Genomic DNA, 25,078 nt, shown 5'->3' on the forward strand with positions numbered 1-25,078 from the left:
GGCACATCCATTGATTAATAGAAAACGAAACGAGAATTAACGAATAAGAAATAAATCATAGACATGGGAAAAATCATAGGTATCGACTTAGGAACTACCAACTCTTGCGTCTCTGTGATGGAGGGTAATGAGCCGGTGGTGATCCAGAACAGTGAAGGAAGAAGAACGACACCATCGATCGTGGCATTCCTCGAAGATGGAAAGGGAGAAAGAAAAGTAGGTGATGCGGCCAAAAGACAGGCGATCACCAACCCACAGAATACGGTGAGCTCCGTGAAGCGATTCATGGGAAAGAAGTACTCTGAGGTAAAAGAAGAAATGAAGAATGTGTCTTACGGCCTGGAGTCAGGAAGTAACGACACAGTGCGAGTGAAAATTGGTGACAGAAAGTATACACCGCAGGAAATTTCTGCGATGATTTTGCAGAAAATGAAATCTACTGCCGAAGACTTCTTAGGACAGGAAGTGAAAGAGGCAGTCATTACTGTTCCTGCGTATTTCAACGATGCAGAGCGTCAGGCAACTAAAGAAGCCGGACAGATTGCGGGTCTTGAGGTGAAACGAATCATCAACGAGCCGACTGCAGCAGCCTTAGCTTACGGTCTTGATAAGAAAGACAAAGACATGAAAATCGCGGTGTATGACCTTGGTGGTGGTACATTCGATATTTCAATCCTTGAGCTTGGTGACGGTGTATTTGAAGTGAAGTCTACCAACGGTGATGTGCACCTTGGAGGTGATGATTTCGATGGAGTAATCATCAACTGGCTGGCAGAAGAATTTAAAAATGATGAAGGCATTGATCTGAGAAAAGATCCTATGGCACTTCAGCGATTGAAAGAAGCGGCAGAGAAAGCCAAGATTGAGCTTTCAAGTTCTTCTGAAACTGAAGTGAACCTTCCGTATATCATGCCAGTGGATGGTGTGCCAAAGCACCTTGTTAGAAAATTAACTCGATCTAAGTTTGAGCAGCTTGCTGATGACTTGATCAAACGATCTATGAAGCCGGTAGAGGCAGCACTTAAAGATGCTGGACTATCTACTTCTGATATTGATGAAGTGATTTTGGTTGGTGGTTCTACACGAATTCCAATCATCCAGCAGGAAGTTGAGAAATTCTTCGGTAAGAAGCCTTCAAAAGGTGTGAACCCGGATGAAGTGGTAGCGATTGGCGCTGCAATCCAAGGTGGTGTACTCACTGGAGAAGTGAAAGATGTATTGCTTCTTGACGTGACTCCATTGTCACTAGGTATTGAAACCATGGGTGGAGTAGCTACGAAATTGATTGAAGCAAACACAACGATCCCAACGAAGAAGTCTGAGACATTCTCGACTGCAGCTGACAATCAGCCGTCTGTAGAGATTCACATTACTCAGGGTGAGCGACCAATGGCGAAAGACAACAAGTCGCTTGGTAAGTTCCACCTGGATGGCATTCCGCCGGCACCAAGAGGTGTTCCTCAGATCGAGGTAACATTCGATATTGATGCGAACGGTATCTTGAATGTGAGTGCGAAAGACAAAGGCACTGGTAAAGAGCAGAACATCCGAATCGAGGCATCATCCGGATTGACTGATGAGGAAATCAACAAGATGAAGCAGGAAGCAGAGGCAAATGCTGAAGCGGATAAGCAAGCCAAAGAGAAAGTTGAGAAAATCAACCAGGCTGACTCACTGATCTTCCAGACCGAGAAGCAGTTGAAAGAGTTTGGTGATAAGCTTTCTGAAGGCAATAAGACAGCTATCGAGGGAGGATTGACCAAGCTGAAAGAAGCGCACGGTAAGCAAGACCTTGCAGCGATTGATGCAGCGATGGAAGAGTTGAACAACGCTTGGCAGAATGCTTCGCAGGAGATGTACCAGGCGCAGCAAGAAGCCGGTGGTGCTGACGCTGGCGCAGCAGGTACAGATGCCGGAGCTTCTGATAGCGGCGAGTCTGCTGACGATGTGTCTGACGTAGAATTCGAAGAGGTAGAAGAGGATAAGAAGTAGTAGAGTTACGAGCTCTGAGTTATGAGCTTCGAGCTTTAACTTCAAGACTGATTTTACCCTGGATATAGATTATGCCCTTCTCGAGTAATCGGGAAGGGTTTTTTATTTTTATTTCATGAAACGGATAAATAATTTTTTTAAAAAGAGACTAGGGTTAATATTTATTGTAGCGATACTGCTAACTATAGTTTTTCCTGTGTTTGTTGTTCAAGGTGCCATTCATCCGATTTTTAATCTAATGGGTTACGGTGAAATAGGTGATATTATTGGTGGGGCTACTGCTCCTGTAATCGGACTGATTAGCGCACTGCTTTTATATATGGCCTTTGATGCTCAGAGAGAGGCCAATCAAATTGCAAAGGATGATTCTGACTTTACAAACTATCTTAAATTAATCGAGATGCTGGATGGGCAATCTGATACTATTGTATTTAATGTTAAAGGCAATTCATATAAAGGACGTGAAGCATTTGGGTACTTTCGAAGAAAACTAAGGGAAGGACAAGATCGATTTCATGAGATCTTTGCAGAAGAATACAGAAAGATTGATCCGATTCTCAGGCTTATTTTAGAAGAGATTGTGGAAACCGAAAATGAGAGAATTCAACTTAAGATGGCAAAGGTATTTTCGGGATACTTTTCGGATCTAAGCAGCCTAATAACTATTGTAGGGCCTGCCAAGCTTGATGAGTCTAAACATCAATATTACATAGGAATTAGAAAGTTCCTTTTAAAGAGGATATCAGCAATAAATAAATTGCAGGGGTTCTCAACTGTTTCTTTAAACCATATTCCTCCAAAAATAGATTTGCCACCTGATTAGCAATTTATTTCTTTACTAACAGCTGATCACTTACAACTTGTAACTATTTGAGGTAGGGTAAAAATCAAGCTTACCGTTTGAATAGTGTAATCACTTAAAAAGAATTGCGCTATGAAAATTTACCTATGGTACGACGAAATGAAAAGAAGATACGTGACCGGACGATCCAGTGAGTTTGCACTTTCGTATGATGATGTTTTGTACTCGTTTCACCCAAGCCAGCAAATACTTTCACAAAAGATTTTAAATAACTTGAATAGGGCCAGGTAATTTGTTTCTAATAATTAGGCAGTGATAGACCCTCTTCGTCCCGATAGTTATCGGGGCGGGGAGGGTTTTTTTATAGGATTTCAAGGCACTTCTTTAATATTCGGTAAAATTTCCTGAAGTCTCTCGCATTTATTTCGTACTGTTTTCGGACGTTATTAACTAGGAATACCATTCTATCATAATGTGTTATGGTCTTATGAATTAGCGAATTCATTTCGGGAAGGTTCTTATGAACAGAAGGATACTTTTCATTTAGCCTTTGAATCGGCCTAATAAAATTATCATTCTCTGCCTTAGGATTCCAATTTTTTTCTTCTCTAAACTTATCATCAATGCCCTTTAACTCAATCATGTAGGAGGCAATGCGAGTGTTAGGCTTGAATGATTGGGTTTGAAAAATAATATCAATCAAATGGTTCAATTTATTTGATGATTCAACTCTTAGATCATTTGCATAATTATATTCTGAGCTGAATTTATCTATCTGTTTAAAATCTTCATTAATCCAGTAGTCAATTGAATTCATAACTCCCCAGCATTTGTCCAGTGCTTTTATTCGAACTTTTTTGCGGCAGATTTTAGAAAAGTTTTCAATTCCATCAAAGAAACCTGAATATGAGTTACCAAAACCAATTTCTGATAATATGATATTTTGATAGAATTGACGTCTATTATGGGTTATTGCACTTAGATCCTCAATTTGCATTTTTGACATCAATTTTTTAAAATCTTTTACTTGGCTTTTAGTGGCTGAAATTGATGAGTCTATGACGTTAACAAATCTCCTCCTAATTATTGATCTTTTGTAGAGCCCTTTTATTAGTGATTGGAGCCAGATAAATATTTGACCTGTGATGAATACAAGAATTGTAATCAAGATTGGAGCTGAGGTTTCAGAACGAATTCCAAAAAGCTCATTTATAAATTCAATAATCGAGTTCATCAAAAAAATATTGAGAGAAATTCAAAAATAACCGTTTTATACAAGAGATGCTTCGTACCCCAGAATGACAGCCTGAATATTATTATAATAGTCACCCTGAACTTGTTTCAGGGTCTATTTGATATAGATGCTGAAATAAATTCAGCATGACAGATAAATTTTAGATTTGTGTGTTTATAACATCGTGTCATCCTGAACCTGCCTGTCAGCAAGGCAGGCGAAGTGAAGGATCTATCGTCTTTTAAATAAGTGCTCATGGTTTAGAATGACATCTAAAATAAGAGTTTGAGCATTCAGCCTTGTTCTACACTCAAAAACCTATGAAACCAACACTCACCTATCTCCTTTTTATTATTTGTATTTCCACACAGGCACAATCCGATGAATTCAGTAAAATGGATTTTCTGATTGGAGACTGGACGTACGAGGCAAAATCACTCACTCCGGATGGTTCTTTTGTCGAGCAGGAGTTTTTTACAAAATGTTCATACCTCTTCAATGAAACCGCTCACAAGGACGATTTCTACTATAAGGATCCGAATGGCAAGCTGATTTGCTATGGAACAACTATTCGAACGTATGATGAACAGACAAAACAATGGCGTATGATGTGGGTGGAAAGCAACCTGGCCATTAGCACGAGTATGACCGGAGAATATCGGGATGGCAATTTTTATTTTGATGGAAAAGGAAGGGATCAACGAGGGGAATACCTGGAGAAAATTACTTTCTATGATATTTCTGAAGACCAGTACAAATGGAAAATGGATCGATCCTATGATGGTGGTCAAACCTGGATGAAAAATTACTTTAGTTATACGGCGACCAAAGAGGCAAACTAGAAAGGAAAATGGCTGCATCTTTGCGGCATGAAACTAACCATCAAGACACTTTTCGGATTTGAAGATATTCTCGCGAATGAAATCAGAGAACTGGGAGGCGAGAAAATCGAGAAGATCACCCGAGGGGTAAAGTGTGAGGGCAATCCTGCTTTTTTATATCGTGCGAACCTTGCGCTGAGAACGGCGCTGAAAATTCTGGTGCCGATACATTCTTTTCAGGCGAAAACTGAAAAGCAGCTCTATGATAAGATGATGGGGTTTGACTGGTCCAACTTTCTGGATGTGGATCAAACATTTGCCATAGACACGGTGGTGTTCTCAGAGCTTTTTACCCACTCGAAATATGTGGGCTATAAATCCAAGGATGCCATCGTTGATCAATTTCGAAATAAATACAGAAGAAGACCAAATATTGATACGGAGAAACCGGACGTGCTTTTCAATGTTCATTGCGCGAATGATTTCTTTACGGTTTCTATGGACAGCTCAGGAGCTGCCTTGAATCAACGAGGATATCGGGAGGATGGACACAGAGCCCCGATGAATGAGGTGCTGGCAGCTGGCATGGTAATTCTGTCTGGCTGGGACAAGAAGACACCATTGGTTGACCCCATGTGTGGGAGTGGTACGATCCTTACAGAGGCAGCTATGATTGCCATGAACATGGCTCCTAATCTGAAAAGGAAAGATTTCGGATTCCGCACCTGGCCGGAATACAGCCCAATCCTATTTAACAATGTGATGACGGAAGAGCAGAATAAAATGCGAAAGCCAAGTATGGATATCACAGGTATTGACATTGATGATAGTGCGGTAACCCTTGCGAGAAAAGCTTTAGGAAAGATTGGCTTGAGAAGGGAAGTGAAGATCAAGACCATGGACTTTCGGGATTTCAAGCCCATCAACGATCACGGCATGATCATTACCAACCCACCTTATGGTGAACGAATCGGAGATGATATTCTGGAATTCTACAAAACAATGGGAGATGCTTTTAAGCAAAATTTTGCCGGCTATGATGCCTGGTTAATCAGCTCCAACAAAAAGGCCCTAAAACAAATCGGGCTGAAAGATTCAGAACGCATCACGCTTTACAACGGAAAGTTGGAGTGTGATTTTTGTAAGTATGAGCTGTATTAACACCCCGGTGGTCCCCTCAAGGGGACAATTCCTCCCTTGAGGGAGATTAGGAGAGTGTCAAAACTTCAACCTCACCAACTTCCCTTTCCCCACTTCATTTGTCACAATAATGATCAGGTTTGAATAATCGTTATCGTCAAACTGCTGAAATGTTTCTTCTCCGAGAAGAGCATTCGCTAAACCCGGAATGGTATTAGAGTGGCCAGAGATCACAATGGTTCCCCCTTTATGTTTTTTCAGGGCTTCTGAAAGCCAACTTGCTCCTGCATAGGGGTCATAATTTTTTACTTCCATGCCCTTATCTCTCCCTATTGGTATGAGCGTGGCTTCTGTCCTTATAAACGGAGTGCTATAAAGTGCATCGATTTTCTGGTTAGCCAGAAGGGCGGCTAAATCATTGGCTCTCTGAAGGCCGGCTTCACTAAGTGGAGGATTGTTTGTTCCGTCGATTGCCTTCTCTGCATGGCGGACAAGAATAAAGATTGTTTGGTTTTGCGAGTAAGAAACAATCACAAAAGCAAAAAGGAAGGTAATAATGAGTAGCTTTTTCATGTGTCTGGTTTTTAATTTTCAATGGCATACATGCCTGCTTGTCGGCAGACAGGGGATTACATGGGCAATATTCTTAGTGTATATCGCAATCATGCTCATTTCATACAGTGAAATTTACCCCCAAGAAGCTCAAAGAAAAAACCGCAGAGCATTTAGAGGATGTTCTCTGTTTTTCTCTGCGGTTAAAAAATTTATTTACTTAGGATTCAAAATCGAATCAATGCGTTTCTGAATATCTTGTAAGTGATAACGAGAAGTGGCATCATTTTGTCTGGATAGTCCGCTTCTCACATCCCTTTCCAGTCTATTCAAAGTAGCCATAGCAATGGATGGAATATCGGAGTTTGCAAATTCATCTTTTTCCAGATTCATCAGCTCACCAAGCCGCGCAACATGTTCTTTTTGTAGGTTTCTTCGATAGGTATCAATGGTTCGTCCATTGTACAATTCACCCCAAATACCTTGTCTCATGTCTGTGAATAGGCCTGTGACTGTATAAGCGTCATTACCATTTAATGCTTCATTCTCTATCATTCGCATGAGCATCTCTTCCCTGGTAAGGCGACCAAGAATTCGGGTTTGAATACCTCTCATTCGATCTACAAGTCCATCTTGCTGGATTCTGCTTAAAATCTCTGCATCTACCAGCCAGTTTGGCGTTGAGAACAATTGCTCATTCAGGAATTTCACCGCTCGTTCTTGTTTGTCTTTTTCAACATGGGTGTATACTGCACCGTCCTGATCTGCTGTTTTATAGTATTGGTAAACACCACCCACATTAGTTACCACATGACCGGTATAGCGATTAAATTGATTCACTACCTGACCATACAGCTCTTCCAGTTCTTCATAGTCTTTACCTTCTTCTTTCGTCCATTCCATCAATTTATCGACAATTCGCTTTAGGTTTCGAATGCCGAGTTCGCTTGCAATCATTGCATCGTGACCAATATCTTCTGTTTGTGAAGTTGGGTCCACTCCATTGAGTTGTCCGAATCTGTAAAGTGGGTTGTCTGCTTTCTCCAGAATCCATGCGTTTAGAATGTCTTCCTCATCATCCGGTGAACTTACATTCGCTATTGGCTTGTAACCATATTGTGTCACCCACATATCGTACTCACCAATACGCGGGAAGAAGTTGGTGATGCCATCCTCCGGTTGAGCCACATAATTGAACCTTGCATAATCCATAATGGAAGGCGCTACACCATGAGAGTCGGTAAATGCTTTGTCTCTCAACTGATCTACGGTATAAGCTGGAGATGACCCCATATTGTGGGGGAATCCAAGTGTGTGACCTACCTCATGGGCAGCCACGAACCGAATCAATTCACCCATCAACTCATCGTCAAATTTGGTTTTTTGTGCTTCAGGGTTTACTGCTGCGGTTTGGATGAAATACCAGTTTCGAAGGAGGTTCATTACATTATGATACCACAGAATGTCACTTTCAAGGATTTCTCCAGTACGGGGATCATGAACGTGTGGGCCTTGTGCATTTTGAATATCAGTTGCTATGTATCTGATCACTGAATATCGGACATCTTCAGGACTCCATTCCGGATCTTCTTCCTTACTTGGAGGATCTTTAGCCAGTATAGCATTTTTTAATCCGGCCGCTTCAAAAGCTACTTGCCAGTCCTCGACCCCTTGTTTGATGTACTTCCTCCACTTCTCCGGAGTAGCTGGATCGATATAATATATAATTGGCTTTACTGGCTCAACTGCCTCACCGCTGTTGTACGCTTCCCAGTCGCTTGGTTCCAGCCTCCATTTAGTGATAAATCTTCTTTGTGCAGCCTTTTGTTCATCGGCACTATAGTCTATCTGACGCAACGAGAAAAAGCCTGCCCGATCATCGTGGTATCTTGGAACCATAGGGTCCTCAGGGAGGAGAATCATCGATTGGTTCATCTCGATGGATAGTGTTTCTGTAAGCTGATTATCAGGAAGCTCATCCCCTCTGTATGTTAAAATATGTCGTACCTCTACATTCTCCGGAAATGATTTTACTGATGTGATTAAAGAGCGTGACTTATCTACTCCCTTGATTTTGAAACGTTTTCTCTCAGAATCCCTAAGTGCACCGATCATTGGAACGTCATTAGAGAAGAAATCCGTCACTTTTATTACATAAGCAGATGAGTCATCCTTCATAGTTTCCAATGAGAATGACTCGATGATAGGCTCAAAATTGTTATTCTTTACGGAGGTATATATTGGCTCATCTTCTTTTGCCACGTTGTTGTAAGAAACAGATCGCATCAGGATCTTTCCACCCATTTTTTGAAACCTGATAACTTGCTGAGGTCTGGATTTCATTCCGGCACCACCAAAGTTCAAACCCTTTACGTGACCGGCAATTCTGGAGACGATAAGGATTTCCTTTTCTAATAGATCTGCGGGAATTTCAAAATAGAAATCATCACCGACCTGATGGGAAGTAATTAATCCATCATCGGTAATTGCTTCATCTGTAATGACCTCTGAATAATCTTTAAGTCCATTTTTTTTCTTTTTAGGAGCTTCCTGCTCTGTTTCATCTTTTTTCTTCTTCTTTTTCTGTGCGTCCAAATCTGTCGACACACCTAAAAATACCAGTGCCAACAAAGGTATTAGTACTCTTTTCATACTCTTTTGGGTTTAATTTTCGAATGCCAACTTAACCACGAAGCACAGGAATTGGATTAATTTTTATTTGAGCGGTATGTTGATAAATAAAAAAGGCCAGCAAATGCCGGCCTTGGAATAGTATGATTATTTAAATCTTAATTAAACCCTCTTCTTTCCAGAATAGCTTCAAATTTTGGCTCTCTACCTCGGAAGTTAACATACATTTCCATTGCATCCCGTGTGCCACCTTTAGAAAGAATGTGTTCCTTATATGCATTGGCTGTCTCCTTATCGAATAGGCCACTTTCTTTAAATGCTCCAAATGCATCAGCATCCATCACTTCAGAATTCAGGTAGCTGTAGTATCCTGCAGAATAACCTTCAGGGCTGCCGAAAGCATGCCTGAAATAACCGGTTCTATATCTTGGAACGATCGCATCAATTAACCCGATTTCATCCATTGCTTTTTTCTCAAAGGCGTCAATGTCACCTTCAATTGGCTCAGTGATGGAATGATAAGCCATGTCCAGATAAGCAGCTGCCATGTATTCAACGGTGGCAAATCCCTGATTGAACTTCCCTGCATTCTTGATTTTTTCAACCAACTCAATTGGCATCACTTCTCCGGTTTCGTAGTGAAAAGCATACAACTCGAGCATCTCCGGCTCAAACACCCAGTTTTCCATCACCTGAGAAGGGAACTCCACAAAGTCTCTTGGAGTAGATGTACCCGAGATGGACGGGTAGGTGCATTCGGAAAGTAGTCCATGAAGTGCATGACCAAATTCGTGAAATAGTGTTCCTGCTTCGTCCTGGGATAGGAGTGAAGGTGTATCTCCGGTTGGTTTCGTGAAATTCCCTACGTTAGTTACTATAGGAATCACTTTTTCACCACCCATGTTGCTTTGATCACGGAAGGTATTCATCCATGCACCACCGCGCTTGCTTCCTCTGTAAAACCAGTCAGATAAGTATATCCCAATCAATTCACCTGCTTCATTCTTCACTGTGTAGGTGCGAACGTCAGGATGATATTTAGGAATGTTAGTTTGTTCTTCGAAAGTCAGTCCGAATAGCTTATTGGCTAATGTGAACGTTCCGTTGATGACATTGTCAACTTTTAAGTATGGCCGAATCTCGTTTTCATCGAGGTTGTATTGTTCCATTTTGATTTTCTCAGCATAGTACCACCAATCCCATGGTTTAATATCTGTTACGTCATGATCTAATGTGAATGCCATTTCAACCATTGAGTTTCTTTCCTGTTTAGCTGCTTCAAGTGCAGCAGGCCATACTTTATCCAAAAGGTTGTAAACCTTATCAGGTGTGTCCAGCATACGCTCAGCGAGGATGTAATCAGCCCAGGTTTCATAACCCAAAAGGTTAGCCTTTTCCAGACGGACATTTGCTAGTTTTCGTGCGAGCTCTTTGTTGTCCAGTTCATTATCATTGTCTCCTCGATAGATATAGCCTTCTTTTAGCTGCTTTCTTAGGGTTCGATTATTCGAATAAGTAATGAAAGGAATCATACTTGGCTTATGAGGAGTAAATAACCAACCTTCATTGTAGCCTCTTTCCTGAGCAGCTTCTCGGGCTGCCTTTTTAATGTTGTCAGATAGGCCGTCCAGATCTGCTTCATTTTCTATGAGCATCTCGAACTTATTGTCTTCTTTCTGGACATTTTCTCCAAACTGGACTGACAATGATGAAAGCTGTTCATTTAGTTCACGCATTTTTCCCTGCTCTTCAAGACTAAGTGCCGCTCCTGCACGAACAAAGCGTGTATGATAATTATCTAGAAGTTTGGCTTGCTCTACCGTTAAATCCAGTTCATCACGTTGATCAAACAGGGCCTTTACCCGCGCATAGAAATCAGCATTTAGGAAAATATTGTCATTGTGAGCAGATAGCTTAGGGCTAATTACGCGAGAAATTCCTTGTATGGAATCATTGGTATTTGCGGAGGATAGATTGAAAAATACACCTCCTACTTTGGTCAAAAGATCTCCTGATTTTTCAAATGCTTCGATGGTATTTTTAAATGTTGGTTCTTCTTGGTTGCTGGCAATGGCTGCTACTTCATCAAGTTGCTGTTGCATGCCGTCTTCAAAGGCCTGCATGTAGTGCTCATCCTTGATTTGATCAAAAGGTGGCACGCCATAGGGGGTATCCCATTCCTGATAGAATGGATTTTCTGTTTGCATGTCTGTGTTTTCAGATTGAGTTTGACAGCTGAATAGAACTCCAGCGATAATTACGTAAATGATTTTTTTCATCATAAAGGTTTCTTGGTTGAAGGGTAAATTTAGTGAAAAGACCTGCCTCAGGAAATATCCGGCAATTGCCACTTAAATTTGACAGCCAGAATACGGAAAGAGGCAATGAAAAGTACGGTGATCAGAATATTCCACCCCTGATCTAATCCGAATCGCTGAAGGATGACATAAAGGATGCCTCCGCAAAGGCAGGTAAGTGCATAGATTTCTTTGCGGAATATGAGTGGGATTTCATTACAAACAATATCACGGATCACCCCGCCGAATACAGCTGATACCATTCCCATCATAATGGCGATAACCGGATGCACACCGATAGTTAGTGCTTTTTGTAGCCCGAGGACAGTGAATACAGCGATTCCAACAGTATCAAACATGAAAAAAGTCCTTCGTAATTTCAATACAGCCTTTCCGAACAGCAATGAGATGAGGATGCCTGACCCGATCATAATTAAGTATATCAAGTCATTCATCCAGCCAACAGGGGTGCTTCCTAAAAGAATATCTCTCATCGTACCTCCACCGATGGCCGTAATGAGCCCTACGGCAGCTATACCGAAGAAATCAAGCTTCTTATCTCTGCCGGCAAGTGCTCCTGAGATAGCAAATACCATTGTCCCTACGATATCGATGAAATAAAGAATAGTCACAGGGCGAAAGTACGACTAAGTGTCTGATTTTAGAAACTCTATGTTTCTTATGAGGCCTTCAAATTTTGTCCGTTTTACTGCAGACTTTTTAAACACTTTCTGAAAAACTTCTTTGGTCATCTCCTGCCAATCCTGCTTAGAAAACTTCTCCCAGCCCTGTGGCGTAAAAGCAGGTTCATTATGTGGTTTTGAAAAGCGATTCCATGGGCACACATCCTGGCAGATGTCGCATCCAAAAGCCCATCCATCCATTTTGTTTTTGAATTCGGATGGGATTTCATCTTTGAGTTCAATCGTTAAATAGGAGATGCAACGACTACCGTCAACGACATAGGGTTCAGGGATGGCATCTGTAGGGCAGGCATCCTGACATGCGGTACAGGTGCCGCAATAGTCTTTCATGGGACCATCTGGTTCCAATTCAAGGTCAATGATTAATTCTGCTAGAAAAAAAAAGCTTCCCATTTCCCGATTGAGTAGGAGGGAGTTTTTGCCAACCCATCCAACGCCACTCTTAGCCGCCCATGCACGTTCGTGTACAGGAGCTGAATCCACAAAAACGCGACCTTCTATGTCTCCAATTTCCTCCTGGATTCTGTTCATGAAAGTCTTCAACTTGTCTTTAATTACAAAGTGATAATCCTGACCATAGGCATACTTAGCGATTTTGGGTTTATCGCCACTTTCGTGGATTTTATCCGGATGGTAGTTGTATACAAGCGAAACAACAGATTTAGCACCGGGTACAAGCATCGTAGGGTCAAGACGCTTTTCAAAATGATTTTCGAGGTATCCCATCTTTCCTTGATAACCTCGCTTAAGCCATTCTTCCAATCGAGGAGCCTCTGCCTCAAGAAACTCAGCTTTAGATATGCCACAAAAGGAAAAATCAAGTTCTGAAGCAACTTGTTTTATGAAGGAAGCATTTTTTGTGGGTTGGGATTGCATTTCATCCCAAAGAAAGGAATTAATGTGTTATTGGAGTAACTCAGCATTTAAAACCACTGTACCTCCGGCAATTTTTGGATTCATATGCCCTCCGGGAGGGTGATCATGTGTTGGGTCGCATTCATATTCAAAATCTTCAAATTGCTCGTGAATGAAGAGAACAGTACCAGAGATGTCTCCATCATCCTCCGTGCCTAGGCTCCACAGGTCCGTTTGTAAAGTAAATGACCCATTTCCTTCTGCATCAATCTCAATGTTTCCAACATCACCTGCAAAGGGTTTTTGCCATAGCTTACCCATACTTATGGAGTCACAAAAAGTGATAAATTTTCCCTTGTTCCAATGTCTTCCCGGCTCTTCCAGTGTGCCCTGGTGGAGGTGCATCGCGTGCGAGGAATTTGGCTCCATATCACTCAGGCTTACTTCAAGAGTGGTTACTCCATCCTGATAGACAAATGAAGCATTTCCCATCCATTCCCCTTTCGTGTAACTGGTGCCGTCCTCAGAACTCACCCAGTAGATATCGGCTGCTGCAAATGTTTTTGGACCGGGTTCTTTTTCCTCTTTACATTCGGAAAGTAGCAGAGCCAAAAAAAGAAGGGCGATTACTCTCATAATTTTTTTGAATAAACAATCCACAAAAATCAAACCACTAAAACAACGATCCGGTTTGCGAAGGAGGTATAATTCCTAAATGTTTATAAGCTAATTCTGTCGCTTCTCTACCTCTAGAGGTTCGTTTGATGTATCCTTCCTGTATCAGAAAGGGCTCGTACACCTCCTCGATCGTTTCGGCTTCTTCACCACAGGCTGTTGCAATAGTCCCTAATCCGACTGGTCCACCCTTGAATTTATTGATAATTGTGGATAGGATGCGATTATCCATCTCGTCTAATCCATGATCATCTACATCGAGTGCTTTCAGTGCCATTTTGGAGATGTCAAGTGTGATGGCTCCATCACCTTTAATCTGTGCGAAATCCCGTGTTCTTCTCAGTAGATTGTTCGCAATACGTGGAGTACCTCGACTTCTTCGTGCGATTTCAAAAGCTGCTTCTTCATCAATAACTGAATTGAGGATATCTGCTGATCGCCCAACGATTGTGGTCAATAATTTTGCGTCGTAATATTCTAGTCGGGCATTGATGCCAAATCGAGCACGAAGAGGAGAGGTAAGTAGTCCCGAGCGTGTGGTTGCCCCGATGAGTGTAAATGGATTCAACTCAATTTGAACGGATCTCGCATTCGGACCTGAATCCAGCATAATGTCGATGCGATAGTCTTCCATGGCGGAATAGAGGTACTCTTCGACCACCGGATTTAAGCGATGGATTTCATCAATGAATAGCACATCGTGTGGTTCGAGGTTGGTAAGTAAACCAGCAAGTTCACTTGCTTTGTCCAGCACGGGCCCGGAAGTGACCTTAATATTAGAGTTAAGTTCATTCGCGATAATGAATGACAGGGTGGTCTTACCAAGTCCAGGTGGTCCATGAAGTAAAACATGATCAAGTGGCTCGGTACGTTGCTTTGCCGCCTCAACGAATATCTTAAGGTTGTCGACTACTTTTTTCTGTCCACTGAAGTCAGAAAAGGAGAGCGGCCTTAGCGCCTTTTCAAATTCTTTCTCCGAGGATTCCATCCCCTCTCCATCCGCTTGTAAGTAGTCTTCTCTCATCGTCCTCAAATATAACTCACAAAGCGATTGAAGCCTGATTGAATTAGCTTTGCGGCAACAAATGGTGATATGAACAAAAAGCGATTAGTCATTTTCGGAGTAGGTCTTGCAGTGACCTTTGTTATTGTTTCTTACTTAAGGAAAAATACTCCTCGTTTACATCACATTCAGGGTCAAACCATGGGCACGATTGTTTACAATGTGAAATACGTGGCGACTGAAGTGGATGGATTGGATTCATTGATTTCGCGGGAACTTGTTGATTTTAATCAGTCTTTGTCTACCTACATTCCTGATTCGGAGATTTCTCGACTGAATCGTTTGGGTACGCTGAAGTATGAATCGAAATTTTTTTACCCTGTATTAAGTGCGAGCAAAGCTGTTTTTGCCCAAACAAATGGCACATTCGATCCCAGCATTGGTCCACTTGTACAAGCCTGGGGTTTTGGACCTAATAAAAGCATTCCAAAACTGGATTCTACCAAAGTTGATTCTTTGAGAGGAATGGTCGGATTTGATCAGGTAAACTTTGATGACAATCAGGTCACTGTCCCGGAGAATTTTCAAATTGATTTTAGTGCGATAGCTAAAGGGTATGCTGTGGATGTCGTGGCTGAGTTGCTAGAGGGTAAAGGAATAGAAAACTACATGGTGGAAATAGGAGGAGAGGTAAGGTGTCGGGGAGAAAACGATGAGAACAAAGCATGGTCGCTTGGTATTGAGGATCCAACTGTTGCTACTTCAGAGCAGAGATTACTGGCTATCGTACGTCTTAAAGATCGGTCTCTCGCGACATCCGGAAACTACAGGAACTATTATGAAAAGGATGGGAAGGTTTTTGCTCACATCATTGACCCTCGGACTGGTTATACTGCGAAACATAATTTATTGAGTGCCTCTGTGTTTGCTTCTGATTGCATGACTGCAGATGCATTTGCCACAGCCTTTATGGTGCTGGGATTGGAGTATTCAAAAGAAATCGTAGCTAGTCAGGATTTGGATGCTATTTTGATCTATCGCACTGAAAATGGGATAGAAAGTTTTGTTTCAGCGGGCATTCAGCCATTTTTGGAAATGAATAAAACGAAAGGGAATTAAAATATTTGAGATGCAGTTTTATTCTCTCGAAAGCCTAACCAATCATTCATGCTTTTAACCATTGTCATTCTTATCGTTTGTACGCTCCTGGGCGGACTAAGCATCAACTTTGTCCCGGGGATGCAAAAGAACCTGCGATTACCCCTCATTTTTGCTGGTTCTTACTTGTTCGCCATAACAATCATTCACATTATTCCGGAGCTCTTTTCCATAAGCACTGATCCATCAACTATCGGATTGTATGTGCTAATCGGTTTTTTTGTTCAACAGCTTTTGGAATACTTTTCTTCTGGTGTAGAGCACGGACATGTGCATGCACATAAAGCCGTATCCACCAGCGGAAGGGCTTCCATCATCATTGCCTTAATGGTGCATAGCTTGTTGGAGGGCACTTTGCTTACGCATGACTCCCCCTTTCATGAAAAACATGAATCATACTCATTATTGCTTGGTATTGTTCTTCATAAAATGCCTGCTGCCTTCGCACTTATGGCCACCATGCAGGGGCTTGGTAAAAGAGCATTATATCTGCTAATCTTGTTTAGTCTGGCATCACCTGCCGGACTACTTTTAAGTGATATTCTATTGCTGTCTGCTGATGCACTCCTCATCGTATTTGCGGTTGTTTGTGGTAGTTTTCTTCACATTTCAACGACCATTTTTGTGGAGGCCAGCCCTGATCACCATTTCGGACTGAATAAAATATTGATCAGCTTATTGGGTGCGGTGTTGGCTATCTTGGTAGAGTTTATGGTTTAATGCTTCTGGATCTATAACGTACAATTCACTAATTTCTCTAACTTTCAGAAATGAGGCTTCTTATTCTTATTGTGGCCGTTGTATTACCATCTTTTTCTCAAAGCTGGGGATTCTTTGCACATCGAAAGATTAATCGGTTGGCAGTATTCACATTGCCGCCCGAGATGATCATTTTTTATAAGCAGAACATTCAATACATCACAGAAAAGGCGGTCAACCCGGACATGCGGAGGTATGCAGTGAAAAATGAAGCACCAAGGCATTACATAGATGTGGATGTGTATGGTGACTCTGCGGTGTATAAAATGCCCAGATATTGGAGTGACGCAGTAGAAAAATATACAGAAGATACTCTGCAGGCCTATGGAATAGTGCCTTACCATATCAACCGAATGACTTATTGGCTCATTGAGGCATTTAAGAATAAAGATGCAGATCAGATTTTAAGGCTCTCCTCGGATATGGGGCACTATGTAGCAGATGCAAATGTGCCTTTACATACTACCGAAAATTACAATGGTCAACTGACTGGTCAATACGGAATTCACGGCTTTTGGGAGTCCCGATTACCGGAGCTTTTTTCAGATGACTATGATGTACTCACGGGAAAAGCTGAATATGTAGAAAATCTTCAACTGTATGCATGGGACGCGGTTGTAAAAGCTCATGAGGCTTTGGATTCAGTGCTCATGTTCGAGAAACAGCTTACTAAAAAGTATCCGGAATCGAAAAAGTATGGTTATGAGGAGCGAGGTAACTCTACCATCAGGACTCATTCGTATGATTTTTCAAAAGACTACCATCGAAAATTGAATGGAATGGTGGAGAGACGTATGCGAGCTTCAATTAAGATGGTGGGCGATTTTTGGTTCAGCTGTTGGGTGAAGGCTGGTCAGCCGGATCTTACTGATTTATTGGTTGATGTACAGCTTCAGGATTCAATATTTGTGGTAAATCCCGAAATGAAGCTTAGAAATCATGAAGCCGGGATAGATGGTGATTAAAGCACCTCAGAGCCATAAAAAAGAAAAGCCAAGGCATACTTTCCTTGGCTAAGTCAGGTCTTGCTGGTTGAAAAGACCCTATAAAGACATTGCTATGAGTGCCAAGTAGGCAATTCCAAGCGATGCTATTCTTACTAATGTTCCGGTTTTAACAAATTTGCGAGTAAGTATGGCCGGATCTATATAATTCACCTGTTTTTCCATAATAGTTTCTTTTAGTAAAAGTCTAAATATCCATTCTTATTAAGAATGGGGGTTACTCTTAGATGCTTATAAGCATTTTGCTTATTGAAATAATTCGAAAAAAGCTATCTAAGTGCACACTTCTTGATACCCTTTTTTGAAGATTATGTTTCCACAGATCGATCAGTAGCCTGTAGGTAGGGGATGTAATCAGGTATAAAATCGATGAATTAAGGTATCGATTTTTCTTGTTTTTGAGGTGATTGGAAATAAAAAAAGGCCATCTATAGGATAGATGACCTTTGTGATTTTGATGTATTTCACAGATTACCCGATAGAAACTCGCTTGAATTCTGATACAGTCAATCCTTTAGATACTGAATCCAGGTATTGAGCGATCGATTGCTTGTTGTCTTTTACGAAGGCTTGGCTAAGCAATGTGTTTTCTTTATAGAACTTATTCAGCTTACCCATAGCGATTTTTTCAATGATCTCCTCAGGTTTACCTTCTTCACGTGCCTGCTCTTTCCCGATCTCAATTTCTTTCTCAACGATCGCCGGATCAACACCATCCTTATCTACAGCAACAGGGTTCATAGCAGCAATCTGCATTGCAACGTCTTTTCCAGCTTCCTCTACATCAGCACCATTCACATTTTTCAATGCTACCATTACACCGAGCTTGCCATTCATGTGGATGTATGGAACTACAGCTTCACCAGTAAGCACTTCAAACGCTTTTACCTCTAGTTTTTCTCCAATCTTGCCTGTAAGCTCAACGATTTTTTCACCTACGGTCAAGTCTCCAAGGCTTAGGCTATTCAATGCATCAATGCTATCAGGCTTCTCAGCAAAAGCTGCTTCTGCAATCTTATTTCCAAGCTGAATGAATTCATCGTTTTTAGCAACGAAATCAGTCTCACAAGTGAATGCGATCAACGCACCTTCGGTACCTGAATCGTTGGTTTTGGCAAATACAACACCCTCAGAAGTTTCTCTGTCTGCTCTAGAAGCAGATACTTTCTGTCCCTTTTTTCTCAAAAGTTCAACTGCTTTGTCAAAATCGCCATCTGCTTCTGTAAGTGCCTTTTTGCAATCCATCATGCCGGCACCAGTCATTTGCCTTAGTTTGTTTACGTCTTGTGCTGTAATAGCCATTTTATTTTCTTGGTTTTAATTTTTCTACAAACAAAAATTGAACACCGATACCATCAATGTTCAATCTTTATGTTAAGATTTTATGGTCTTTAGATTTTACTCTGCTACTTCAGACTTTTCGTCTGCTGCTTTTTTAGCTGCTTGCTCCTCCACCTGAGCCTGCTCTTCTTTATCTTTCTTACGCTCAGACAATCCTTCTTCAAGTGCCTGACCCACATAGCTTGTAATCAATTTGATTGACTTGTATGCATCGTCATTGCCTGGAATCGGGTAATCGATTTTTGAAGGATCAGAGTTTGTATCTACAATCCCGAATACTGGAATATTTAATTTCTGAGCTTCAGCTACTGCGATATGCTCTCGCTTTATATCGATCACGAAAAGAGCCGCAGGAAGTCTGTTCAGGTCAGAGATACCACCCAGTACTTTTTCAAGTTTTGCTTTTGCACGACTGATCATCAATCGCTCTCGCTTTGCCATGTTCTGGTAAGCTTCTTCCTTCATCAGCTTCTCGATACCAGCCATTTTCTTTAATGACTTTCTGATCGTAGCAAAGTTGGTAAGCATACCACCTTGCCATCTTTCAGTCACATATGGCATGTTTAGTCGCTGTGCTTCTTGCTCTACTACTTCTTTCGCTTGCTTCTTGGTAGCAACGAACATGACTTTACGTCCTGATCGCACCACAGCTTTCATTGCTTCTGTAGCATCCTCCAGACACGCAAGTGTTTTGTGAAGGTCGATAATGTGGATGCCATTTTTCTCCATGAAAATGTATGGAGCCATGGCAGGGTTCCACTTTCTGGTTAGGTGTCCGAAGTGAACACCTGCATCTAATAGATCTTTATGTTCTAGTTTTTGCATCTCAAATTATCGTTTACTGAACTGGAATCTTCTTCTTGCTTTTCTCCGACCTGGCTTCTTACGCTCCACCATTCTTGAGTCTCTGGTTAAGAAACCTTCAGACTTAAGTGGGCTTCTAAACTCAGCATCTACTTCTGTAAGTGCACGAGCAATTGCCAGTCTGGCTGCCTCAGCTTGTCCGGCAGGTCCTCCGCCAGTCACGTTTACATCAATGTCGAAATTTCCATCTTGTTCCACTTTTGCAAGTGGCTGCTTAACGATGGTTTGAAGAATTTCGGAAGGGAAGAAGACATTAAGCTCCTTACCGTTTACGGTTATTACACCTTTCCCACTCGTCATATAAATACGAGCTACTGAGGTCTTTCTCCTTCCTATGGTATTAATTCTGTCCATTCAGGTTTATAGTTTTACTTCTTTTGGTTTTTGAGCTGCGTGAGGATGTTCGGTACCCTCATATACATATAGATTTTTGAAAAGCTGTCTTCCAAGTCTGTTGATAGGAAGCATACCTTTCACTGCTTTTTCAATTAAAATAGTAGAGGACTTGGCCTTTATGCTATTTGGCGTTTCAATACGCTGACCTCCCGGATAGCCAGTGTGACGAACATATTGCTTGTCGGTCCACTTACTTCCTGTCAATCTGATTTTGTCAGCATTGATCACAATTACGTTATCTCCGCAATCTACGTGAGGAGTATACGATGGCTTGTGCTTGCCTCGAATCATTTTAGCAACTTCACTTGCCAATCTTCCAAGTATCTGAGAATCAGCGTCTACGATCACCCAATTCTTCTCTACAGTTGCACTGTTTAATGATACAGTTTTAAAGCTGTTAGTATCCAATTTTATATTGATTTTATAATGTCAAAATCTGTCCTCTTGAAAAAGGGACACAAAAATAGAAGTTTGTTTTGAGAAAACAAACCCGGTGCTCTAATTAAATTTCCTTAAGAGCTTGAGTAACACCGAGAAATCTTTCGGATACTCTGCTTCTACCTCTACAACCTGATCATCTAAATCTCTGAAAGCAACCTGGTAAGAGTGCAAAGCTACACGATTAATCATGGGAGTTTCTTCTTCCCATTTTTTTTGATTGTAATTTCTTTTCAGCTCAGACAAATAGGCCGAATCACCACCGTATCCGGGATCATTTACAATGGGAGCTTCATGATGTGCGAGGTGGGCTCGAATCTGATGCATACGTCCAGTTACTGGAAAGCACTTTACAAGCGTGTGTTTTTTATAAACCTCCAATGTGCTAATCAGCGTAAATGCCGGCTTGCCTGCACGGAAATCAACCCGTGATTTGGTGGAGGTAGTGAGAAGTGGCTCATCTGCTTCAAAATCTTCAAATCTATGTAACCCATTGGTTACTGCGTGATACACTTTCTTGACTTCACGATTTTCTAATTGAATGGCAAAGTGTCGATAGGCATCCGGGTTTTTGGCAAACACCACAACTCCGGAGGTTTCTTTATCGAGCCGATGGCAGATTTGATAGTCCTCATTGATCTCTTTTGCCAGGCTTAATAAGTTTTTGTTATCTACACGGTCATCTAGGCTGGCAATGAATGGGGGTTTATTTACCAGTATATAATTGTCGTTTTCAGTGATGATCAGGTCACTGAATGAAATATTTTTAAGATTTTTATGCATAGTCTTCTTCCTCTTCCCATCCCTCGTCCACTTTATCTATGTAGTTGGCTTTCTCTAATTCGAAATAGAAAGTGGATCCCACTTTGTATTCACTTTCAACAAATATTTCTGAGTCATGGCTTTCCAGGATGTGTTTTACAATGGACAGTCCAAGTCCGGTACCACCTTTTTCTCTGGACCTACTCTTCTCTACCCGGTAAAAACGCTCGAAAATACGTGAAATATCCGAGTCTGGTATGCCACGGCCATTGTCAGTAACAGTGATCCGGATTCGCTCATTCGGCATTTCTTTAAAGCTTATCTTGGCCTGACCGCCCTTCTTGGTGTACTTGATTGCATTGGAAATCAGGTTCAGCATCACCTGGTAGATACGACGGTAATCTCCTCTGACAATAATCGGGTCTTTGTATTTTTTGGTCATCTTCAACTCAACACCCTTTTTATCGGCCTTATCTTCAAGCTGCTCCAGTATTTCATTGCACATCTCGCGCATGTCAAAATTTTCGAAATGCATTTTGATCTCTCCGGACTCTATTTGTGATATAGTGAGAATATCCTGAACCAATAAATCCAAAGCATCCAGGCTTCTTGCTGCTTTCTTAAGAAACTTTTTTCTCACCTCTTTATCATTTATCGCTCCATCCAGTAATGTGTGCACAAACCCTTGTGCTGCGAAAATGGGTGTTTTCAACTCGTGAGAGACATCAGCGATAAACTCACGTCTAAAATTTTCCCGCTCTTTAAGTTCTTCAATCTCTCTTTCCTTGCTTCTTGCAAAACTGGATATTTCCCGGTTGATTCTCTTGAGGGGGTTTACAGAGGATGCCCTGCCTCTGAGTGTGATCTCGCTCTCTTTTAGTTTTTTTAGCGATTCATAGATGGTTTCGATCTGGCGAAAGAAGAGAAACTCGAGAACCAAACGAACTAAAATGTAAGAGGAAGAAAATGATAATAGGAATGCAATTACTATCGAGGTTGTGGTGATGCCGGGTACCAAATACAAGAATGCGGTGGTGATGGTCGCCACGCACAACGCCAGTAATAACGCTATCGCCCGGGAATTGAATTGCATAGGGGCTAATATATAATCAATTAGCGTCGAATTTGTATCCTACGCCTTTTACTGTTGTAATATGATCATTTCCGATCTTCTCTCTCACCTTTCTAATATGCACGTCCACTGTTCTGGCGAGAACATACACGTCCGTTCCCCAGATATTTTGGAGCAATTCGTCTCTGCCAAAGACCTTTCCGGGATTTTGCGCCAGGAAGTATAGTAGCTCAAATTCCTTTTTGGGTAATGAGATTTTTTTATCGTCGATTGTGACGGTATAGCTGGTACGATCTACTATTAAGTCACCAATCGTGATCGTGTTGGATTCTTTTTTCTTTTTCGAATCTCTTCGAAATAATGCATTGATCCTACTCACAAGAGCTCGTGGCTTGATGGGTTTGGTGATGTAATCATCGGCCCCCATATCAAATGCCGCCACTTCCGAATATTCCTCTGATCTGGCTGTTAGGAAAATCACAAACGTGTTTGCCATTTCAGGCAGTTCCCGTATTTGGCGACAGGTTTCCACTCCGTCTTGCTTTGGCATCATTATATCCAGCAGAATCAAGTTCGGAATAAAGCTTTTAGCCACTTCTACTCCTTTGATACCATCACTGGCAGTTTTTACGTCGTAACCTTCTTTCGTTAGGTTGTACTTGAGAAGCTCGAGTATGTCTGACTCATCGTCTACTACTAAGATTTTTTGATTGTGCCTCGCCATTTCCGGATTGGTTTCCTGGGTAACTTTCACTTAAAATGTACTTAACCGTTAGATAATCTTTTTACCTCAGTGAACTGTAATTTGATACACTTCATGAGTTATCATCAACGATATTCAAAATTACTCAGAAATCAACTGGTTGTTAAAATGATAACAATTTGGTAAAGCAAAAAATAAATGGATGCTGAATTTGGTCTCGATTACCAGAGACCAAATAAGGTTGTGTATTTTTTGGTTTTTTTGGTTAAATTGAAACATAAATACTCTGCATGCATACTATTTGTTTGTAGAATCTAATGTTTAACAACTTTAACCTAATCGTAATGACAAACACTAAAATCAGCTTGGTGTTGCTCGGGTTTTTATTGCTTGCGTGTAATAACGAGTCCGATGTAAAACCTGTAATCGAGCAGCAAGATCCCATTGCAAAATCTGAAATTGACGACACCATCATTGGCTCACTGCAAAACAATGATGAGTTTAACTGGAGGGAAGTGTCTGACGAAATGATCTGGAGTGCCTTAATTCATAGCGATTCCATTCTTACTGTTGGATACCAACCTGTGGGTGAGGTCGATATTAATGGCCGCATTTCGCAGATAGATATTCAGCAAGAGGCTTGGGTTTCCGTTTCAAATGAGCTTATTGATAACACGGTCTCAATTTTACAGAGAGAAAATAGCTCCTTTCAGGAAACAGATCTTATTCTGGAAAAGCATGAGGTATTGCCCTTCATAGATATGAAGGTGAGTAGCCTTGAAGCAGTTAAATACCTTAGATCTTTGGCTTCTGTCAGATATGCAGAACCGCTTGGATACGAGGTGGATTTTCCGGTAGCAGACGGAGGAAGAACAGAAAGTAGCAAAGGATGTAGCAATGATCCGAATTATGGATTGCCATCCAGTGACTATGTAAACATAGCGCCGGGAGCCAAAGCATCCTGGCATCTTTATGCCAATAATGTAGTAAATGCCTGGAACTCCAGTACCGGGAGTGGAATTGGAATTGGATTGATTGACACGGGAATCTCACCAAACCAGGACAATCTGAATAGCAATTTTAACTCCGGCTATTCGAGCGGAAGGTATGTTAATAAATACGGCTTCTATGTGAGTTCATGGTGGTGGTGGGCCAATCCTGATGGCCCGGACGATGATTGTGGACACGGAACAGCCATGGCAGGAGTAATGGCAGCCCCAAGAAGTACAGATGGTTCTTCGGTAGGTGTGGCATATAATGCTAACCTGGTCGCTGTGCGCGGTACCGGTGATGTAGTGATCAATGGAGGAAGCGAAAAAACCGGTGTAGCAGATGCACTTGTTTATCTCGGCAATAGAAGTGATGTGAAAATCATTAGCATGTCAATTGGTGATGTATTCTCAAACTCCAAGGTAGCCGATGCTGTCAGGTATGCTTATGGACGAGGAAAATTGATTTTTGCCGCAGCGGGGACATCTACAACCTGGACGAACTGGTATGGAGTGATCTTCCCGGCATCCATGAATGAAACTGTAGCAGTAACCGGAATCAAAGAAAGTGGGTATACACGCTGCGATGTATGTCATTCAGGTAGCAAAGTAGATTTCACTATCATCATGGAAAGAAGTGGTTCGAATAATCACCCACTTTCCCTTGCGATGAGCGGAAATCAACCATCAACCGTTGGAGGCTCCTCTGTAGCTACAGCTACTGCAGCGGGAATTGCTGCCCTTGTTTGGGCCAGGAATCCGAGTATGAGCCGTGATCAGGTTTTGAACAAAATGAAGCAGACTGCTGACTTATATCCAAACCGAAGTTCTTCGTTTGGGTGGGGCACACTTGACGCTGCAGCAGCTGTGAATTACTAAGATTATA

At 41.6% G+C, this 25,078-nt stretch carries 24 protein-coding genes; 9 read left to right on the top strand and 15 right to left on the bottom strand.

The features are described 5' to 3' along the window. Positions 1–63: 63 nt before the first annotated feature. The 3 genes from dnaK (at position 64) to ACOQON_RS01355 (ending at position 3,085) form a co-directional block, all read left to right on the top strand. Positions 64–1,992 (top strand): molecular chaperone DnaK, encoded by a 1,929-nt coding sequence (dnaK, locus tag ACOQON_RS01345; protein WP_420577134.1) that lies wholly within the window; start codon positions 64–66, stop codon positions 1,990–1,992. A gap of 115 nt (positions 1,993–2,107) precedes the next feature. Beyond that, positions 2,108–2,815, top strand: coding sequence for a hypothetical protein (locus ACOQON_RS01350; RefSeq protein WP_420577135.1), 708 nt, complete (start codon positions 2,108–2,110; stop codon positions 2,813–2,815). A gap of 111 nt (positions 2,816–2,926) precedes the next feature. Then, complete coding sequence (locus tag ACOQON_RS01355) at positions 2,927–3,085, top strand: hypothetical protein (protein ID WP_420577136.1); 159 nt, start codon at positions 2,927–2,929, stop codon at positions 3,083–3,085. A 70-nt stretch (positions 3,086–3,155) separates the two neighbouring features. Here ACOQON_RS01355 and ACOQON_RS01360 read toward each other — a convergent pair whose 3' ends face one another. Next, positions 3,156–4,028 carry a hypothetical protein gene (locus ACOQON_RS01360; protein ID WP_420577137.1) on the bottom strand — a complete coding sequence of 291 codons (873 nt, stop codon included), beginning with the start codon at positions 4,026–4,028 and terminating at the stop codon, positions 3,156–3,158. Between the two features lie 320 nt (positions 4,029–4,348). Between ACOQON_RS01360 and ACOQON_RS01365 the strand changes: the two genes are divergently transcribed. Together ACOQON_RS01365 and ACOQON_RS01370 are read left to right on the top strand one after the other, a co-directional pair. After that, a complete protein-coding gene (locus ACOQON_RS01365; protein ID WP_420577138.1) occupies positions 4,349–4,870 on the top strand; it encodes a hypothetical protein in 522 nt (173 codons plus the stop codon). Between the two features lie 27 nt (positions 4,871–4,897). Beyond that, a complete protein-coding gene (locus tag ACOQON_RS01370) occupies positions 4,898–6,010 on the top strand; it encodes a THUMP domain-containing class I SAM-dependent RNA methyltransferase (RefSeq protein WP_420577139.1) in 1,113 nt (370 codons plus the stop codon). 57 nt (positions 6,011–6,067) lie between these two features. Here ACOQON_RS01370 and ACOQON_RS01375 read toward each other — a convergent pair whose 3' ends face one another. The 7 genes from ACOQON_RS01375 to ruvB all read right to left on the bottom strand — a co-directional run bounded on the left by ACOQON_RS01375 (position 6,068) and on the right by ruvB (position 14,727). Further along, entirely contained in the window at positions 6,068–6,562 is a 495-nt protein-coding gene (locus ACOQON_RS01375; RefSeq protein WP_420577140.1) for a SixA phosphatase family protein, read from the bottom strand. 195 nt (positions 6,563–6,757) lie between these two features. Beyond that, on the bottom strand, positions 6,758–9,193 hold the full coding sequence (locus ACOQON_RS01380; protein WP_420577141.1) for a zinc-dependent metalloprotease: 2,436 nt from the start codon (positions 9,191–9,193) through the stop codon (positions 6,758–6,760). A gap of 137 nt (positions 9,194–9,330) precedes the next feature. After that, positions 9,331–11,454, bottom strand: a complete 2,124-nt coding sequence (locus ACOQON_RS01385; protein ID WP_420577142.1) for a M3 family metallopeptidase — start codon at positions 11,452–11,454, stop codon at positions 9,331–9,333. Positions 11,455–11,498: 44 nt separating this feature from the next. Next, on the bottom strand, positions 11,499–12,101 hold the full coding sequence (locus ACOQON_RS01390; protein WP_420577143.1) for a trimeric intracellular cation channel family protein: 603 nt from the start codon (positions 12,099–12,101) through the stop codon (positions 11,499–11,501). A gap of 15 nt (positions 12,102–12,116) precedes the next feature. Then, positions 12,117–13,049, bottom strand: a complete 933-nt coding sequence (gene queG, locus ACOQON_RS01395; protein WP_420577144.1) for a tRNA epoxyqueuosine(34) reductase QueG — start codon at positions 13,047–13,049, stop codon at positions 12,117–12,119. A gap of 27 nt (positions 13,050–13,076) precedes the next feature. Next, positions 13,077–13,664 (bottom strand): superoxide dismutase family protein, encoded by a 588-nt coding sequence (locus tag ACOQON_RS01400; protein WP_420577145.1) that lies wholly within the window; start codon positions 13,662–13,664, stop codon positions 13,077–13,079. Positions 13,665–13,701: 37 nt separating this feature from the next. Further along, positions 13,702–14,727, bottom strand: coding sequence for a Holliday junction branch migration DNA helicase RuvB (gene ruvB / locus ACOQON_RS01405; RefSeq protein WP_420577146.1), 1,026 nt, complete (start codon positions 14,725–14,727; stop codon positions 13,702–13,704). Positions 14,728–14,796: 69 nt separating this feature from the next. Between ruvB and ACOQON_RS01410 the strand changes: the two genes are divergently transcribed. From ACOQON_RS01410 to ACOQON_RS01420, 3 genes are read left to right on the top strand one after another with little or no spacing between them, the layout of a single operon-like run. Next, entirely contained in the window at positions 14,797–15,825 is a 1,029-nt protein-coding gene (locus ACOQON_RS01410; protein WP_420577147.1) for an FAD:protein FMN transferase, read from the top strand. A 48-nt stretch (positions 15,826–15,873) separates the two neighbouring features. Beyond that, positions 15,874–16,584, top strand: a complete 711-nt coding sequence (locus ACOQON_RS01415) for a zinc permease (protein ID WP_420577148.1) — start codon at positions 15,874–15,876, stop codon at positions 16,582–16,584. A 50-nt stretch (positions 16,585–16,634) separates the two neighbouring features. Beyond that, on the top strand, positions 16,635–17,588 hold the full coding sequence (locus tag ACOQON_RS01420) for a zinc dependent phospholipase C family protein (RefSeq protein ID WP_420577149.1): 954 nt from the start codon (positions 16,635–16,637) through the stop codon (positions 17,586–17,588). A gap of 510 nt (positions 17,589–18,098) precedes the next feature. On the opposite strand, the gene tsf is transcribed toward ACOQON_RS01420, so the two are convergent. From tsf to ACOQON_RS01455, 7 genes are all read right to left on the bottom strand, one after another. Continuing rightward, positions 18,099–18,929, bottom strand: a complete 831-nt coding sequence (tsf, locus tag ACOQON_RS01425) for a translation elongation factor Ts (protein WP_420577150.1) — start codon at positions 18,927–18,929, stop codon at positions 18,099–18,101. Positions 18,930–19,025: 96 nt separating this feature from the next. Next, the gene (rpsB, locus tag ACOQON_RS01430; protein ID WP_420577151.1) at positions 19,026–19,793 is read right to left on the bottom strand and encodes a 30S ribosomal protein S2; all 768 of its coding nucleotides are present in this window, start codon (positions 19,791–19,793) and stop codon (positions 19,026–19,028) included. A gap of 6 nt (positions 19,794–19,799) precedes the next feature. Next, positions 19,800–20,186, bottom strand: a complete 387-nt coding sequence (gene rpsI, locus ACOQON_RS01435) for a 30S ribosomal protein S9 (RefSeq protein ID WP_420577152.1) — start codon at positions 20,184–20,186, stop codon at positions 19,800–19,802. A 6-nt stretch (positions 20,187–20,192) separates the two neighbouring features. Continuing rightward, entirely contained in the window at positions 20,193–20,636 is a 444-nt protein-coding gene (gene rplM, locus ACOQON_RS01440) for a 50S ribosomal protein L13 (protein WP_420577153.1), read from the bottom strand. A gap of 90 nt (positions 20,637–20,726) precedes the next feature. Beyond that, entirely contained in the window at positions 20,727–21,449 is a 723-nt protein-coding gene (locus ACOQON_RS01445) for an RluA family pseudouridine synthase (RefSeq protein ID WP_420577154.1), read from the bottom strand. Next, a complete protein-coding gene (locus ACOQON_RS01450; protein WP_420577155.1) occupies positions 21,442–22,521 on the bottom strand; it encodes a sensor histidine kinase in 1,080 nt (359 codons plus the stop codon). The genes ACOQON_RS01445 and ACOQON_RS01450 overlap by 8 nt, the downstream gene beginning before the upstream one ends. A gap of 16 nt (positions 22,522–22,537) precedes the next feature. Then, complete coding sequence (locus tag ACOQON_RS01455) at positions 22,538–23,224, bottom strand: response regulator transcription factor (protein ID WP_420578669.1); 687 nt, start codon at positions 23,222–23,224, stop codon at positions 22,538–22,540. A 323-nt stretch (positions 23,225–23,547) separates the two neighbouring features. On the opposite strand from ACOQON_RS01455, the gene ACOQON_RS01460 reads away from it, so the two are divergent. Continuing rightward, a complete protein-coding gene (locus ACOQON_RS01460) occupies positions 23,548–25,071 on the top strand; it encodes a S8 family peptidase (RefSeq protein WP_420577156.1) in 1,524 nt (507 codons plus the stop codon). The last annotated feature ends 7 nt before the right edge of the window (positions 25,072–25,078 follow it).

Source organism: Ekhidna sp., assembly GCF_965221965.1.
Taxonomy (GTDB): Bacteria; Bacteroidota; Bacteroidia; order Cytophagales; family Cyclobacteriaceae; genus Ekhidna.